The sequence below is a fragment of the Spirosoma spitsbergense DSM 19989 genome, from assembly GCF_000374085.1.
Taxonomy (GTDB): Bacteria; Bacteroidota; Bacteroidia; order Cytophagales; family Spirosomataceae; genus Spirosoma; species Spirosoma spitsbergense.
In genome coordinates this window covers 1-16,498 of record NZ_KB893408.1, presented here as the reverse complement: position 1 = coordinate 16,498, position 16,498 = coordinate 1, and the positions used below count along the sequence as shown (strand labels likewise).

The window sequence follows — 16,498 nt, the reverse complement described above, 5'->3', positions numbered from 1 at the left end:
GATTCATCGAAGCGAAGTCTAGGTACTCTTCGAAGTGCAGCCGCATGGTGTTTTCAGCATACTGATCACTGTGGCGAGCCAGTTGTAGAAAATTGATCCGGTGACGAACACTGAGAAAAAGCATGAGTATGTGGGCAACAAATTGGCGACGAGGCTTGGTCAAATCAGGTAAGCTGGCTACTATTGTAGTTAGCAAGGCAAGTCTTTGCATAAAGGCGTTGTTAGGCTTTGGAGGTCAGAGACCCAAAACTAACACGCCTTTTTACTCTTCTAAAATTGACGAACCATTGAAGTAACGCTATCCTATTTTTCAACGGGGCTCATGCTGCTCTCGGCAGTATTGCTGATAAACGCCACCCGTTTGCTGTCCGGCGACCACGAGGGAGTATTGATGGTTCCCTGTCCCCCGTAGATGTACGCAATTACTTTGGGTTGCCCCTGCCCCGATATGGGCAGCATACGCAGGTACACGTGTTTGTAGAATGGGTGTTCATCGGCCTTCACCTCTTCCTTCAGGAAGGATAAAAACACAATCCATTTTCCATCGGGCGAAATATGCGGGAACCAGTCATGAAACTCCCCGGAGGTAATCGCTTCCTCTTCACTGCCATCGGCTTTCATCCGGTAGATTTGCATGGTTCCGGTACGGGCGGAGTTGAAATAAATGTACTTGCCGTCGGGGGTATATTCCGGGCCATCATCAAGCCCTTTAGCTTCGGTAAGCCGTACTTCGGGACCACCCGCCGATGGGACACTATAAATGTCGTAGTCACCATTGCGGGAACCGGTAAACACCAGTGTTTTTTTATCCGGCGACCAGCCATGCAGGTACGAAGGGCCTTTGGGGGTAATCTGTTTGGGATTGCCCCCCGTTACCGGAACGGTGTACACAATAGAGCCACCCAACTCTTTAACACCACTGCTAAGGCCCAGCATTTTCCCATCGAAAGACAGTACGTGATCGTTGTTATTATTCTTCACCTCACCCGTATTTAACTGGGTTTGTTGCCCTTTGGCCATATTAAAGGTGTAGATATTCCCATCGCCATTATAGAGTAGGGTCTTGCCGTTGGGCATCCAGTTGGGTGCCTGAATGGACTTGGGATGGTTGAAAATAACCTGCCGGTTTCCCGTTGTCACGTCCAGTATTTCCAGATTGCTGGCCAGATAGTCCCGGTACGGAACCAGGGCATCGGTGGCGGGTACACTGATGCGTACATCACGAAAAACCCCTTTCTCCAGCACGTCTTTGTTATGCGACCCGATAAATAACCCCACGTACACCTCATCGCCCAGAGGCAGGTCAGCCACCTGTTCGGTTACGAAAGGTTCGCCGAATTTAGCCACCCGCATGGTATAGGTGTTGCCTTTACGTTCCAGCTGGATAACATCGGCATGGGTTAGTTTGGAGCGAACTTCTTCCGTATTGGCGCCGGTTGTTTTCCGGTATTGCAGGGAGGTCAGACCGTCGCCGTGCGTAACCGCGTTAATATGGGCCGACTTGGGGTCCAGGCTGCTGCGCACCATCCAGCCTACCTTCCGGTGCGGATCAACACCTTTGCCCAATAATTCGGCCCGGGTGTACAGGATAAAATCGCCTTTCATCTGCTTCCACAGGTAATGAAACTCATCGTGATCGAACCACACATTATAGCCTGAACCTGCTAGTTCGTAGGTGTGGTTCTGAGGATCGTAACTGGCAGAACCGGGTTTGAGCACCGCACCAATGTCGCCATGGCCAGTAAACACGCCCAGTTTCGAATTTTGAGCCAGCAGATTCGTGCGAATAGCCAGGGTTAGGCAAACGACGGCCAGCAACGAGTTTACGTTCAAACGTTTCATCACAATACTTAATAGGTTGGTATATGGGAAAGCTATTTCCAGATATATAAGCGCTGGTTTCATTATTCTACCATTCCTGAGTCCATAAATCTGGCAGAATGATGAAATCCGCGCCTGTAACTAATCAAGGTAGAGTGCTCCTTTGTTTGTGCGTCAACTAATATCAAGGTTTTCAATAAAGCCGGTAACTGCATACGCTTCACCTCAACAGGCAGACATGAAAAGGTTATTGCCGGGAAAACGATGGGGTGAACTGCTTTAACCCAGTGGCCCTATACGAGCACTCACCTGACCCATAAACCATAGGAGCGGTTTATTACTCCTCCAGAAAATCCAGGTCTTTTCCGAAGGTTTCCTCCATGTTCCACAGGCCCAGGAAAGCAATTCCCAGGGTGAGCAGCCCCAGCAACCCGGCCCCCTCTATGATACCAAATTGCCCTTTAAACAGCAGGAACAGGGGCGTCATGATGTTGATGCTCCCCCGCACAAAGTTTGGTACGGTTGTGGCAACAGTGGCGCGCAGATTGGTGCCAAACTGCTCGGCCGCAATAGTAACGAACATGGCCCAGTAGCCCACCCCAAAGCCCAGACAGGAACAGACGAAATAAAACATATCGGTTGAGCGCAGGGGCACAAACAGATACACGACTACCAGCGCTGCCGTTAAGGCCAGAAACAGGGCCAGCACTTTTTTCCGGCTGGAAAAATACTGGCTCAAAATGCCGCTGGACAAATCGCCGATGGACAACCCGATGTATTCCCACATCACAGCTTTTCCGGCCACGATAAGCCCATCAAGGTTTAGTTCTTTCCCGAATTCGGGCGAGAAGGTCATCAGAATACCCGCTACGAACCAGACCGGCAGCCCAATGACAATGCAGCGCAGGTATTTAAAAAACTGTTTTTGGGAGGAGAATAACTGAAAGAAATTACCCCGTGCTACACCTTTGGCTTTTACACTGGAAAAGATGCCGGATTCAAATACGCTGACCCGTAAAAACAGGAGTAACAGCCCCAGGCCACCGCCAATAAAATAGGCATTCCGCCAGGCAAACTCTTCGGCAATGAAGTAGGCCAGCACGGCACCCAGAAGCCCCACCGACGCCACCAGCGAGGTACCATACCCCCGAATTTCTTTGGGCAGCACCTCGGCTACCAGCGTAATACCAGCGCCTAACTCACCCGCCAGCCCGATACCGGCTATCAGCCGCAGGACGGCATACTGATCAACCGTGGTAACGAAGCCGTTGGCAATATTGGCCAGGGAGTAAATAAGGATAGACCCGAACAGCACCGAAAGACGGCCGCGCTTATCCCCCAATATGCCCCATAGAATCCCCCCCACTAATAGCCCGCCCATCTGCATGTTGATGAGGTATATCCCCTGATTTAACATACCACCATCCGGAACGCCCAGATCTTTCAGGCTTTGTACCCGGACAATACTGAACAGTAGCAGGTCATAGATATCGACAAAATAGCCCAGGGCGGCAACAATAACCGGAATCTGAATTAGTTGCCGAATCACAGAGCGCGACGTTGTTACGTCTGCTTTCGGCAAATCGCTTTTGGAGATGGGCTCAATCATGTCGTTATCAGGGTTGAATTAAGTTACGGACTTGCTTACTGTTCATCAATTGATGCCGCCGAAGCACAGGTATTTCAGTTCCATGAAGTAGTCCATGCCGTATTTTGAGCCTTCCCGGCCTATCCCCGATTCCTTAATGCCGCCAAAGGGGGCTACTTCGGTCGAAATCATGCCCTCATTGATGCCCACCATGCCATATTCGAGGGCTTCGGCTACCCGCCAGCAACGGGAAATATCCCGGCTGTAGAAATAAGCTGCCAGACCATAGGGCGTATCATTGGCCAGTTGAATTACTTCCTGCTCGGTCGTGAACCGGGCAACGGGTGCTACGGGGCCAAAGACTTCCTCACGGGCAATAATCATGTCGGGCGTGATACCGGTCAGCACGGTAGGCTGAAAAAACAGGCCGTCCATGGGCTTCCCGCCCACAATAATGTTGGCCCCTTTCGCCAGGGCATCGTCCAGGTGCTGTTTTACTTTATCCAGTCCTTTTTCATTGATCAGCGGCCCCATCTGGGCATCGGCATCCAGTCCGTTGCCCACCCGCAGGGCCGCAACGGCTTCGGAGAGTTTCCCGACGAAGGCATCATATACCGCATCCTGCACATACAGCCGGTTGACACATACACAGGTTTGCCCGTTGTTCCGGAATTTGGAGGCCATGGCCCCTTTCACGGCCGCGTCGATATCGGCATCGTCGAACACAATGAAGGGCGCATTGCCGCCCAACTCCAGCGATATTTTCTTGAGGTTAGCGGCACACTGCCGCATCAGCAATTTACCCGTAGCGGTAGACCCTGTGAAGGATAACTTACGCACCTTGCTGTTTTCGCACAGTTCCAGCCCTACTTCGCTGTTTCTGGCGGTGGTTACCGTGTTGTAAACACCCGGTGGGAAACCCGCTTTTTCGGCCAGGTAGGCGATAGCCAGGGCCGTCAGGGGTGTTTCGGACGGGGGTTTTACAATGACCGGACTGCCAGCCGCCAGGGCCGGACCCACCTTTCGGGTAATCATGGCCAGCGGAAAATTCCAGGGAGTAATGGCCGCCACAACGCCAATGGACTGCTTGATCACCACCAGTCGTTTGTCTTTCGTAGTAGCCGGAATAACGTCTCCGTAGGTACGTTTGGCTTCTTCGGCAAACCACTCGATAAACGAAGCGCCGTAATCAACCTCACCCCGGCTTTCGGCCAGCACTTTTCCGCACTCCATAGTCATGAGCCGGGCCAGTTCCTCCTTATGGGATACAATGAGGTCGAACCATTTCCGGAGTAAGGTAGATCGTTCTTTGGCGGTCAGGTCCCGGTAGGCGGGCCAGGCAGCATGGGCGGCATCAATGGCCTGTCGTACATCAGCCTGGCCCATATCCGTTACGGCCGCCAGTACTTCGCCCGTTGCGGGGTTAATAACATCAAACGTTTCGGCACTGGCGGCCAATACCCACGCGCCATTTACGTACGACTGGATTCTGATCAGCGAATCGGTTTCCATTTGGCTGGTCGATGGGCTTGGTGTGTTCATCATTAAAAGGTGATTACCTGACGGATGGCTTCACCTTTGGCTAAGCGTTCGAATCCTTCGTTCACCTCCTCCAGCTGTAGCGTGTGGGTCATGAGCTTATCGACGGGCAGACGCCCCGACTGGTAGAGAGCGATGTAGGCCGGAATATCCCGAACCGGTACGCAGCTGCCAATGTATGACCCCTGCAGGGTACGCTCGTCGGCCACCAGTTTCGTGGGCGACAGCTGCATCATTTTGCTCGGATGCGGCAGGCCCGCTGTAACGGTTTTCCCACCCCGACCCGTGGCGTTGTAAGTGAACTCCAGCGCCTGAACGACGCCCGCAAATTCGAAACCGATATCGACCCCGCCGTTCGTCAGGTCTTTCACCTGCTCCACAGCATCGGCCTCTGATGAATCGACTATAGCATGGGCACCCAGTTCAATGGCTTTGGCCAGTTTATCTTTATTAACGTCGGCCACGATGACTTTGCTGGCCCCACCGGCCAGGGCACCCAGCAGCGCGGCAAACCCCACCCCACCCAGGCCCGTAATGAGCACGGTTTGTCCAAGTGATAGTTTGGCGGTATTGATAACGGCACCTACGCCGGTCATAACGGCACAACCAAACAGAGCAGCAATCTCGAAAGGCAGGGTCTTATCTATTTTGACCACCGATTTGCGGGACACGACCGTGTACTCAGCAAAACCGGATACGCCCATATGGTGATGGATTGGCTCTTGCTGCTGATTCTGCAACCGGAAACCACCCCCTAACAGCTCCCCCTTGTTGTTGGCGGCCAGTCCGTTTTCGCAGAGCGCCGGTCGGCCGGTCATGCAGGGCATGCAATGGTTGCAGATCGGCAGGAAAGAAAACACTACATGGTCGCCAATGGCCAGGTCATGCACATCCGGCCCCAGCTCCACGACTTCGCCCGTTGCTTCGTGGCCCAGCACCATGGGCATCTGGCGGGGCCGGTTTCCGTCAATGACCGACAGGTCGGAGTGGCAAAGTCCGGCCGCTTTGATTTTCACCAGTACCTCCCCGCGTTGGGGTGCCTGTAGCTCTACCTCTTCAATGGTTAAGGGTTTACTGGCGGTGTAGGGGCGCTCAACACCCATTGCGTGTAGAACGGCTGCTTTTATCTTCATAGGTCTTTTATTAAATTGCTTTATAGAGAGGTATCGGGTGTAGGGTAAGGTTAGTTATTGAGGTCAATTTGGACGTATCGATATTACCACCCCCGGCCCCTCCTAAAACAGGAGGGGGCTAAAAAGAAGGGCCCCACTGGGTAACTCCCCTCCTGTTTTAGGAGGGGCCGGGGGTGGTAGACACCGGCAACAATGCGAACAAGTTTTGTCGCCATAGTATCCGTAAATAAGCTCAGGAGCGGTTACGCAAAAACTCGTCGATGTTGCGGCTTACCTTCTCCATCAGCAGTGTACGGGCTTCAATACTGGCCCAGGTAACATGGGGTGTCAGGACCAGTCTTTGGTTGTTTTTTACGTGTAAGAGTGGATTCTTCGGATTGATGGGCTCCTGCGTGAACACGTCAATACCGGCTCCGGCAATCAGTTCTTCGTCCAGCGCCTTGGCCAGATCGGCTTCATTGACAATACCGCCCCGGCCCACGTTGATCAGATAGGCCGATTTCTTCATGCTGGCCAGCCGGTTGTAATTGATAAGATCGGTGGTGCGCTCATTCAGAGGAGCGTGGATGGAGACTACATCGGCCGTTTGCAGGAACTCATCGAGTTCGAGTCGCTGGTAGGGCTGGTCCGTATTCTGACCGGAGGTGGAATAGTAAACTACTTCGGCCCCGAAGGCATCGGCTACTTTAGCCACCTGCCGGCCAATGGCCCCCAGCCCAATAATACCAAATCGTTTACCGGCCAACTCCCAGAAGCCGCGGCCAAAGTGGGTAAAGATATCCGTCTTGGCGTAGTCCCCGCCCTGTACGTACCGATCGAAATAAGGCACGTCGACCAGCAGCTGAAACAGAATGGCAAAGGTGCCCTGGGTTACACTCTGGCTCGAATAGTCCACGGCGTTCTTCACCGGAATACCCCGTTTTTCGGCGGCTGCTTTATCAACGTTATTGGTTCCGGTGGCGGAAACGCAGATCAATTTCAGGTTGTCGGCCTGTTCGATGATGGACTGGTCGAGTACGACTTTATTGGTGATAACGATATCGGCCGATTTGATTCGCTCCAGCGTTTGTTCCGGACGGGTTGTCTGGTAATACGTTACGTTGCCATACTGCTCCAGCAGGGAAAGGTTGGGGATATCTCCCACTGTTTTAACATCCAGAAAGACTAACTCCATTAGGTTGTATAATTGATTTCAACGAACAGGACGACCCGCTATTGGGCATTTTTAACTTTAACGACCACCTTTTTTACGCCATCGTAGCCCGCTACTTTGTTGCTTGGGTTATGTGCATCTTTGGTTGTCATGATGTAAAAATTGCCGGGCTCTGCAATGTAGAAATTGCCGTTGTCAATCGTGTAAAACCCAATGTCTTTGGCATCACTGAACTCCTCGGCCACCGGCGCGTTAGCTAACGGCATAATACCAATTTGTTCTTTACCCTTCACCACAAAATGAATGTCGTTATAGGTATGATGGGCCTCCCACTTCGACCGGGAGATTTCCCGGGGCGGGCCTTCGCTGATGATGGCATATACGTTCTCATCATCAATGGGATATCGTCCGATTTTGAGCCGGGTAAAGTCCGTGTCCCGTAAAAAAGCAAAGGCTTTATCCCAGGCGGGTTTATTGGCCTGATACTGCTTCGCAAATTCCTGGTAATTAACCACGTCGGCTGGCGTTGCCTGCAAGCCGTTTAGCCACACCTTACTGGTATACCAGGCGGTAGCTTTCTCTTTGGACCAGTCATTGGCCGACTGAGCATGGCCGCTACTCTGTATGAAGAAGAACGCTGCCAGTAATGGCATCAGCAGACCTTTGGTGTGTAGTTTTCTCATGGGTTACCGTAAAAAGGGATTTATTGAACTACTATCTACTCCTGCATCAGGCTAAATTTGAACCGATTGATGCAGGAGCAGGGTGTTATATGTTTGGGCAGATAGCCTAATTTTTAGCTACTTTCCGTACCTGACCAAGACCAAACTGATCGCCAGCCGCCACAGGCTTACCCCCAATAAAGTGGATTTCGACCATTTTCTCACTCTGCACATCGTTATGATCCTGATCCTCCAGCGACGCAACGATTTTACGGGTCTTCACATCAATCACATCTCCCGTTGCCGGATACGCGTATTTGCCGTCCAGGCTGAACGTAATCCAGCCCGGCATGTCCTTGAGCAGAATGGAAGTTTTCTGAACCGGGGGCATCACCGTATTGTCGAATATATGCAATCGATAATTGGCCCCGTCGCACAGCCAGAGTTCTTTCTCATCGGGCGTAAGGCCAATGCCGTGGCTTGGGCAACCATGCCGTTTAACTTCACCGATATTCCAGCCTTCCACTACCACGCGGTGCAGGAATTTTCCGGTAACGAGATCACCGACTTCGAAGCCCAGCAGGCCATTTACGTTCACGTAAACAAGCGTCTGGGCACCATTGATAGTAAAGGGACGAATGTCGGCTCCAAAAGGCCCTACCTGTTTGGTTACCGTGTGGGTTTTAGTGTCGGCTACGTTGAGCATGGTCGATTTGAGTCCGGCCAGGTACACGTAATTACCATCGGGTCCGTAAATGGTGTTATGAGCCCCTGAATTAGTCACGATTTTCTTGATCACATCCCCAGATTTAGCATCGATGACCGTCCAGAACTCTTTCTCCAGCGAGGGGGCGTAAATGATTTTCCCATCGGGGGAGATGGAGATGCGGTCTACGCCCCCTTCGTACTGCTTCTCCCACAACGTTTTTTCGGTGACCAGATCAATGCACTGAATGGCTTCCAGGGTGCTGATATAAATGCAGTTGGTGGCCAGGCTCACATCTACCCCTTTCACATTGGAGGGTATACCTTTTTTCATCATACCACCGGGGGTCTTGATAAACTTCACAAACCGGTGGTTATTGTCGATATCAAACACCTGAATACCATGTCCGCCATAGCCCAGGTAATTACGGATACCGGGCGTGGCTACATACAAATAGCGCTGCGCCTTTGGAGCTGGTTTGGTTACGGCGGCTACTGCCAGATCCAGGTCGGGGGCGGATACCCAGGCGGTGGTGGCCATCAGGAACAGACCACCAAGCAAAGAATAGAGTATGTGTTTATTCGTCTTCATTCGTGTTAAGGTTTACAGTCAAAAGGGGTTGGAATAGTCAGTATAGGGAGGAAGAGCAATTCAGTCATAGCCGGGGTTCTGCGGAAATATCGCCCGGTCGTTGACCAGTTGAATCTGCGCAAAGGGAATAGGCCAAAGGGTGTTGTGGGGTTTCATGCCATATTTCTGCATTACGTTATACGCCTGCCCGGTCCGGACCAGATCAAACCAGCGGTGCCCTTCAAAGGCGAGTTCCATCCGGCGTTCAAGCACGATGTTAGCCCGCATTTCAGTTTGTGTCAGCGTTCCATAGGGCGTTACGCCGGCCCGCGTACGAATCTGGTTTAAATAAGGCAAAGCGGCCGCGGTTTTACCGTTCTCGTTCAGGGCTTCGGCGTACATTAGCAGCACATCGGCATACCGGATCACCTTCCAGTCGGCCGGGCTATCGTTTGCCGTCGTTATGCGGACAATGTATTTCCGGGTATAGGCGGACATGTTGTTGGACGAGATGAGAATCGGAATAAACTTACCCGTGGCGTCGGTATAGCCCCTTGTTGCAGTAATATCCTTCCGTTTGTCTTTGGCGTCGAACAAATCAAACAGCACCTGATGGGGCGTATTCTGGTCATCCACCGAACCGGCAATGCCATAAAAGGCAATCATGGAAGTTACCTTGGGCGTAAAGCGGTTCGTGTAAATGCTCCCTTCTCCCCCTAAACCCTGCTCATACTCAATGTCATATATATACTCGCTATGGTGTTCGTTTTTGGTATAATCCCATAAATCGGCCCAGTTGGGCAACAGCGCATACCCCATAGTGGTTACCTCCTGTAGTTTGGCTTCGGCCTTGACAAAGTCTTTCCGGGTCAGGTAGACTTTCCCCAGCAGCGCCCTCGCAGCGCCTTTCGTGGCCCGGCCCACATCGGTGCCGGTATAGCTGACGGGTAGTTTGGACTCCGCATCGAGCAGGTCTTTTATGATGAGTTCATCATAAATTTTATCTACTTTTTCGCGGGGTGTTTTGTACGATTCTTCAATACTCAACGACTTGGTTACCAGGGGCACATCGCCAAAAATCCGGACTAGATCAAAATAAGCCAGTGCCCGCAGAAATTCTGCTTCGCCGGTGTGCCGGTTTTTATTGGTCACGCTGGCATTGGCGGTGGTTAACTTTTCCAATACTGTGTTGGCCCTGGTAATGGCTTTGTAGTAATTACGCCAGGTTGAAATGAGCAGAGGGTCATCATTGGAGAGGGTGAAATTATCGACGGCTCCCGCGGTTCCCTTAACCAGCTCATCCCAGTTATCATCGGCGCGTATATCGCCAAAGAAATACATGTTCTGATACTGGTCCTGAAAAATAGCGTAGACACCAATAACTGCGTCCTGAAAATCTTTATCTGTTTTATACAGTACATCAACCGTTACTGTATCTACGGGAAGTATTTCAATAAACTCTTTGGAACAGGAGGTTATAAGCAGCGAAAAGGCCGCAACCAGGGCTGGAATCTTTTTCATTCGATTAATTTTTATCGGTTAAAAACCCAGGTTTATACCAAAAATTATACTCTTCGCGGTAGGATAGTCATACCGTTCGTTGCCGGGTGTCAGTGGGCTGTCCGAACGGCTTACGTCTGGGTTGAAGCCAATGTAGTTCGTAAAAAGAAACGGGTTATTGGCCGTAACAGTCAGTCGCACAGCGCTGAAGGGCAGCTTTTTAACCACCAGTTCGGGCAGCGCATAGCCAAAGGCGATGTTGTTGATCCGAAGATAGGAGCCGTCATCCAGCCAGCGTTGGCTGTAGGTACCTCTGAAGTTACCCGTTGGCACATCATTGGGCCTGACGGAGTAGCCGTTGCCGGGATCCTGCTCCGATTTCCAGTAATTATTCATAATCGCATACTGCCGAAACCGGGCTCTGTTATTAGCGGATTGCTCGCGCGACAGGGCCAGAACGCTGTTTCCCTGCACACCCTGTAGGCTGACACTCAGGGTAAAGTTTTTATACGAAAAATTATTGGTCATGCCATAATAGAAATCCGGATAAGGGGAGCCCATAACCGTTCGGTCGAAGCTGTTGATAATACCATCCGGCACGCCGTTGGGGCCGCTGACATCCACAAAGCGAACATCGCCCACGCGCGACGCGTCCCGTCCGCCGGGATTCCAGAGGGGCCCTTTGTCCAGATCAGCTTTCGTAGCGAAGATGCCGTTCGTGAGCCAGCCGTAAAACATACCCACCGGCTGCCCAATCATGGTAATGTTGCCGCCCGAAATAATAGGATCACCGGAGGGGCCTAATTTGGTCACCTGGTTGCGGTAGGTGGAGAAATTAAGGCTCGTCTGCCACCGGAATTTCCCTTCCACATTGACCGTGTTCAGGGCAAACTCCCAGCCGGTATTTTTAACCTCACCAATATTTTTCAGGGCCGTATTAAACCCGGTGATATCCGGCACATTGACGTTCAGGAGCAGGTCGGTATTTCTGGACCGGAAGTGATCAATGGTCAGTGCGATTCGGTTATTTAAAAAACTCACATCGATACCGGCATTGATCTGCTGCTGGGTTTCCCAGGTCAATGCCGGATTGCTCAGCCTTCCGGCCGAATACCCACCGATACCGGTATTGCCCAGCACGTATTTTTCGTAGTTAATGGTGGCCAGCTGATCGTAATTACCGATGTTGTTATTCCCCGTTTTTCCGTAGCTGACTCTTACTTTCAACTCATTTAGAAAGCGGAACTCTTTCATGAAGTTTTCGTCCGAAACCCGCCAGGCCAGAGCCAGCGAAGGGAACACCCCATATTTATGGTCCGAGCCGAACCGGGAGGAGCCGTCGGTCCGAATGGAAGCGGTGGCGTAGTACCGGCTGTTATAATTGTAGTTGATACGACCCAGGTAAGAAACCAGCGACCACTCGGCTACGTTGGATGAGCCCCCCGTTAACAGACCACTAACCGCACTCAGCGTAGGCACCAGGTTGTTCGGGTATCGGTTACTGTTTAACGTGTTGGACTCAAACGTTTCGCGCTGGGTGGTGTAGCCCAGCAAGCCGGTGAGGTTATGCTTACCAAAGCTCTTCACGTAGTTCAGGGTCGTTTCGGTGATCCAGTTCAACCGCATGGAGGCATTGTCGCTCCCTGAGGCCAGCTCGTTGAGAAAGGCCGCCATCTGCGGTTTGAAGTAACTGCCTTTTATGTTCATCAGGTTGATGCCCAGCATGACATTCACTTTCAAATCAGGCAGGATGGCATATTCGAGGTTGGTGTTTCCCAAAAAGCCAAACCCTTTCTGCCTGCCTTTCACTTCCTGAGCCAGTGCCAGCGGATTTTTGCTGGTCACTACGGCATCCAGGCCGTTGCCAAAGGGATAATAACTCCCGTCGGGGTTAAACAAGGATTGATAGGTAGGAATGACAATGGCGTTATACAGCGGATTATTGGTGATATCGCTGTAGGTTGTCAGGTCTTCGGCTCCCGCGCCACCCACGTTTGTTTTATCGGTATAGGAGGGATTGAAATTCACCTTCAGCGAGAGCTTCGGCGTCAGTCGGGCGTCGATATTGGCCCGAAACGAATACCGCTTGAAATTGCTGTTGAGAATTATCCCATCCTGGTTCAGGTATTCGCCACTCAGCGCATAGCGGATATTGTCGCTGCCACCGGTGGCACTTAGCTGATATTGATGCTGGGGTGCGGTGCGCAGGATGGCATCCAGGGGGTCTTCGTTGGTCGTTATTTTTCCCGACAGCACATCTACAATCGTTTGTGGTACGGGGGATTTCCAAGCCGTTGCCGGACCAGACACATCGTTACCTTCGTCCAGATTCCGATTCCGAACGCCATCGTAATAATGCTGGGCTTCCTCCAGCCCTGTTTGGTAAACGGGTCGTTTGGCAATTTTCTGGAAGCCAAGCTGGTAGTTGAAATTGATGACGGCCTTCCCCGACTTGCCACGTTTGGTGTTGATGATAACAACCCCGTTTGAGCCGCGGGAACCGTAGATAGCCGTAGCCGAAGCATCTTTCAAAACATCGATGGTTTCAACATCGTTGGGATTTAAACTTTGTATACTGGAAATCGGGAAACCATCCACCACATAGAGCGGCCCGCCACCCGCCGAAATACTGCCAATGCCCCGTATCCTGATTTGCGGTGCTGCCCCCGGTTCGCCCGAAACGGGTTTAACCTGCACCCCGGCAATTTTCCCCATCAGGGCCTGGTCGACTCGGGGAACGGCCATTTCCTGAATGGATTTACTCCCCACCGAGGCCACCGAACCGGTCAGGTCTTTCTTTTCGATGGACCCATACCCAATCACGACGATTTCATCGAGGGTTTTGTTATCGGTTCGCAGCATCACATCCAGCGACGTACGATTGCCAACGGTTACTTCCTGCGACAGGTACCCAACAAAACTAAATACCAGAATAGCGGCTGGATTGGGCACGTCGAGTCTGTAGCGGCCATCAGCATCGGTAGTCGTTCCTTTCTGGGCACCCTTCAGCACAATACTCACTCCCGGCAAACCCTCGCCTTTATCGTCCGTCACAGTTCCCTGAACCGTTACATCGGCCACTTTCTCTTTTTCTATGGGCAACCCGCCAGGAAATATCAGCGACGACTGACGCTCCCCGGGTTCAGTATCTAGCCTGTCCGTAGAGAGCGGAGACACGCCCGGTAACTGACTGTTATTCACCTCGGCTTTCCCGGTCGCTTCTTTCACCACGACCACATAGCCCCCATTTCTCACTTTCTTAAAGCGCAGTCCCAGGGGTTTTAAAACCGCAGTCAGGTTGGTTTCAATGCCAACATTGAAATTAATGACATTGCCCGCTACCACCAGCCCCTCAACGTTCCTGTCGAAAAACAAAATGTCGATGGCGTAATGGTCCTGTAGGTTTTTCAGGACATCCTTCAGCTTCCTGGGTGCCGCTTTGAGCGTGACCTCCTTCTGCTGCACTGGTTGAGCACGGGCCAGCATCTGCGACAATCCAGGACGTACTCCTCCCAGCACCACTCCTGTGAGGAGCAGCATTCGTACTAGTTTTTTCATGTATAGTATAGGGTTTAGTTTTTCCGGTTAATGCTCTTCAGTAATGACAATGGTATTGCCCTGCCGACGGTAAGTCAGGCTGGACGCAGTCGTCAGGGTTTCAATAAGTTCCTCGGCACTGTAGGCGGTAAAAGCCCCTGAAATTGTCCAGCGGGTCAGGGCCTGGTCGGGTATCTGAAGGGTAATGCCATAGTTTTCAGCAAACAGGTTGCTGATCTCCATCAGCGTTGTTTCATCAAATACGAACCGGTGCTCTTTCCAGGACGTAAAAACCTTCGGCTCTGCCGTTTGCTTCAGGCTTACGTGCCCGTTCCGGTCGAAGGTTACCAGATTGCCGGGCTTCATGGTTAACTGGCGGCTGGTCTGACCCTCCTGGTAGTTCAGCCGAACCTTCCCCTGGTTGAGCACGACTTTTGTTCCGCGCTCGCGGGTGTTGACCAGAAACTCGGTGCCCAGCACAACCACCTCGAAGTTTTTGTCGGTATGCACCACGAAGCGCTGGTTATCGGGCAGGTGCTTTATGGAAAAATCAGCCTCTCCTGCCAACACCACGTCGCGGGTTTGCTTTCCAAAGCCAAAGCGGGGTACCCTCAACATTGAGTTTGCGTTGAGCGTCACCTGACTTCCATCCGTAAGTATAACCGTGCGCGTTTCGCCAAATGTGGTCTTGTGGGTAACGTAAAGAATCGTTTCGTTGAAAAAGACACCTCCCAGCAGGCATACAATACTTACTGAAGCTGCCACCATCCACCAGAATCGGACAGAATTTAGCTTACGTGTTACGGGCGCACCAGCATTGGTATTTTGCTGAAGTTCAATGTCAGTTACCCGGTTGGCCATACGCTGCTGATGACGTTGTAACGCCTGGCTGGCATTAGGCGTAAATTGGGGATGCTGGCTCTCCCATAGAGCCAGGTACTCATAAAAAACTTCCTGATTAGTAGCCTCCTTTACCCAATCGTCAATGGCCTGCTTTTGTAAAGCCGTTGCCTGACCAGCAAAGTAATTGAGCAGTGTTTCTTTTGATACCTGATTTTTCATGTGTAGATAATTAGTAACATCATGACGGTTTTGCGCGATAAAACACGTAGTCGATGCCCGAAAAGAAGTTGATTTAGTACCAGAGTTGCCCCACTACCCACGCAATCAGTAGCCATTTATCCTTCAGAGTGATCCTAATCTGGCGTATGGCCTGGTACAAATGGGCTTCTACCGTGCGCAGAGAGAGCGTTAACTCATCGGCAATCTCCTGGTATTTCCGGCCCTCAAAGCGGTGCATCACATAAATCTGGCGACGCTTCAGAGGCATGGCGTTTATTGCGTTTTCCACATCGTGGTACAGCTCCTCATACTGCGTAATTGAATCGGGACTCTGGGTTTTATGGGCCGGTATCAACTCCGCACTATCGAGTGAAGTCATATGCCGCATTTCCACCCGAACATGGTCGAAAGCCCGGTTACGCACCATCGTGAACAGATAGGCTCTATAGGAAGAGGTGATGGTTTGGTAGCGCAAATCGACCTGAAACTCATAGAATATGTCCGAAACAATGTCTTCGGCGATGGCTTTCGACGAAACGTAGCGTACAGCATGACTGCACAGCATGGCATAGTATTGACGGAACAGCAGGGTAATACCTGCATCGACATCCTGCTCGAAGGTCTTGCGCAGAAACAACTCAGTGTCCCCATTTGACCGTTCTGCCGGATACTCGCCCGTTTCTTCACTTCCCCAAATATGCGGCTGACTTCGTTTTGCGTGTTGCGTTAGCTGACGGATTTGTGCCATATCTTTTGGTGAATGAAACCGGGAATTCATTGCTATTCTGTTCGCTTAAGGTACTTCTTCCTGAAGGATGCGGATATTCAAGTCCCTTTGCTACCTAAAGACGGTGGGGACAGTAAAAACCCTTAGTCTTTTTTAATTATTTTTTTGAAAAATTGAATTATACATAGCAAAAGCCTTTTTTCGGTGAGAGAACAGGATTCGCGGACTTTCGCCCTGGTGACTGTTATCATGGTAAACCGTTTACTGAATAGTCCGTAACACTACGCAGCCAGGCAGAAACTGACTAATAAACAGGCTGCCCGTCTGGATCGTACCAGGGCTAGACCCAGTCAGGATCTATAGATATTAGGAGTTACGCAAAAGTAGTAACTGATGTTACGCAGCCTTGGCCAATAGAGTAGATTGACTTTTGAGGCTGTTGAGTTCCTGCAAAGCCAACTTAGTTGCATTTAGCGTCAGCAATTTCTTTAAAGCAAAAT

Annotated in this window: 12 protein-coding genes; all 12 read right to left on the bottom strand. The window is 51.3% G+C overall.

Annotation, left to right across the window (positions count from 1 at the left end; genetic code table 11):
* Positions 1-211: hypothetical protein (locus tag B157_RS39270; protein ID WP_041951960.1), on the bottom strand; the 211-nt coding region annotated here is incomplete at its 3' end.
* Between the two features lie 92 nt (positions 212-303).
* A complete protein-coding gene (locus B157_RS0104295; RefSeq protein WP_020602145.1) occupies positions 304-1,842 on the bottom strand; it encodes a TolB family protein in 1,539 nt (512 codons plus the stop codon).
* Between the two features lie 316 nt (positions 1,843-2,158).
* Complete coding sequence (locus B157_RS0104290) at positions 2,159-3,430, bottom strand: MFS transporter (protein ID WP_020602144.1); 1,272 nt, start codon at positions 3,428-3,430, stop codon at positions 2,159-2,161.
* Positions 3,431-3,475: 45 nt separating this feature from the next.
* Positions 3,476-4,954 carry an NAD-dependent succinate-semialdehyde dehydrogenase gene (locus B157_RS0104285; protein WP_020602143.1) on the bottom strand — a complete coding sequence of 493 codons (1,479 nt, stop codon included), beginning with the start codon at positions 4,952-4,954 and terminating at the stop codon, positions 3,476-3,478.
* Entirely contained in the window at positions 4,954-6,081 is a 1,128-nt protein-coding gene (locus B157_RS0104280; RefSeq protein ID WP_020602142.1) for a zinc-dependent alcohol dehydrogenase family protein, read from the bottom strand. The genes B157_RS0104285 and B157_RS0104280 overlap by 1 nt, the downstream gene beginning before the upstream one ends.
* Before the next feature lie 232 nt (positions 6,082-6,313).
* Complete coding sequence (locus tag B157_RS0104275; RefSeq protein ID WP_020602141.1) at positions 6,314-7,255, bottom strand: D-2-hydroxyacid dehydrogenase; 942 nt, start codon at positions 7,253-7,255, stop codon at positions 6,314-6,316.
* Positions 7,256-7,293: 38 nt separating this feature from the next.
* On the bottom strand, positions 7,294-7,917 hold the full coding sequence (locus B157_RS0104270; protein ID WP_020602140.1) for a NanQ anomerase/TabA/YiaL family protein: 624 nt from the start codon (positions 7,915-7,917) through the stop codon (positions 7,294-7,296).
* 106 nt (positions 7,918-8,023) lie between these two features.
* Positions 8,024-9,193: a YncE family protein gene (locus tag B157_RS0104265; protein ID WP_026308480.1), complete on the bottom strand. Its 1,170-nt coding sequence runs from the start codon at positions 9,191-9,193 to the stop codon at positions 8,024-8,026.
* Between the two features lie 60 nt (positions 9,194-9,253).
* The gene (locus B157_RS0104260; protein ID WP_020602138.1) at positions 9,254-10,693 is read right to left on the bottom strand and encodes a RagB/SusD family nutrient uptake outer membrane protein; all 1,440 of its coding nucleotides are present in this window, start codon (positions 10,691-10,693) and stop codon (positions 9,254-9,256) included.
* A gap of 18 nt (positions 10,694-10,711) precedes the next feature.
* Positions 10,712-14,230 carry a SusC/RagA family TonB-linked outer membrane protein gene (locus B157_RS0104255; RefSeq protein ID WP_020602137.1) on the bottom strand — a complete coding sequence of 1,173 codons (3,519 nt, stop codon included), beginning with the start codon at positions 14,228-14,230 and terminating at the stop codon, positions 10,712-10,714.
* A 27-nt stretch (positions 14,231-14,257) separates the two neighbouring features.
* Positions 14,258-15,271 carry a FecR family protein gene (locus B157_RS0104250; protein ID WP_020602136.1) on the bottom strand — a complete coding sequence of 338 codons (1,014 nt, stop codon included), beginning with the start codon at positions 15,269-15,271 and terminating at the stop codon, positions 14,258-14,260.
* A 73-nt stretch (positions 15,272-15,344) separates the two neighbouring features.
* A complete protein-coding gene (locus B157_RS0104245) occupies positions 15,345-16,019 on the bottom strand; it encodes a sigma-70 family RNA polymerase sigma factor (protein ID WP_245565022.1) in 675 nt (224 codons plus the stop codon).
* Between the last annotated feature and the right edge of the window lie 479 nt (positions 16,020-16,498).

Coding starts and splice junctions, on each gene's coding strand:
- B157_RS0104290 (WP_020602144.1), bottom strand. CDS start 3,430: ATGATTGAGCCCATCTCCAAAAGCGATTTGCCGAAAGCAGACGTAACA.
- B157_RS0104295 (WP_020602145.1), bottom strand. CDS start 1,842: ATGAAACGTTTGAACGTAAACTCGTTGCTGGCCGTCGTTTGCCTAACC.
- B157_RS0104265 (WP_026308480.1), bottom strand. CDS start 9,193: ATGAAGACGAATAAACACATACTCTATTCTTTGCTTGGTGGTCTGTTC.
- B157_RS0104245 (WP_245565022.1), bottom strand. CDS start 16,019: ATGGCACAAATCCGTCAGCTAACGCAACACGCAAAACGAAGTCAGCCG.
- B157_RS0104250 (WP_020602136.1), bottom strand. CDS start 15,271: ATGAAAAATCAGGTATCAAAAGAAACACTGCTCAATTACTTTGCTGGT.
- B157_RS0104270 (WP_020602140.1), bottom strand. CDS start 7,917: ATGAGAAAACTACACACCAAAGGTCTGCTGATGCCATTACTGGCAGCG.
- B157_RS0104275 (WP_020602141.1), bottom strand. CDS start 7,255: ATGGAGTTAGTCTTTCTGGATGTTAAAACAGTGGGAGATATCCCCAAC.
- B157_RS0104260 (WP_020602138.1), bottom strand. CDS start 10,693: ATGAAAAAGATTCCAGCCCTGGTTGCGGCCTTTTCGCTGCTTATAACC.
- B157_RS0104255 (WP_020602137.1), bottom strand. CDS start 14,230: ATGAAAAAACTAGTACGAATGCTGCTCCTCACAGGAGTGGTGCTGGGA.
- B157_RS0104285 (WP_020602143.1), bottom strand. CDS start 4,954: ATGATGAACACACCAAGCCCATCGACCAGCCAAATGGAAACCGATTCG.
- B157_RS0104280 (WP_020602142.1), bottom strand. CDS start 6,081: ATGAAGATAAAAGCAGCCGTTCTACACGCAATGGGTGTTGAGCGCCCC.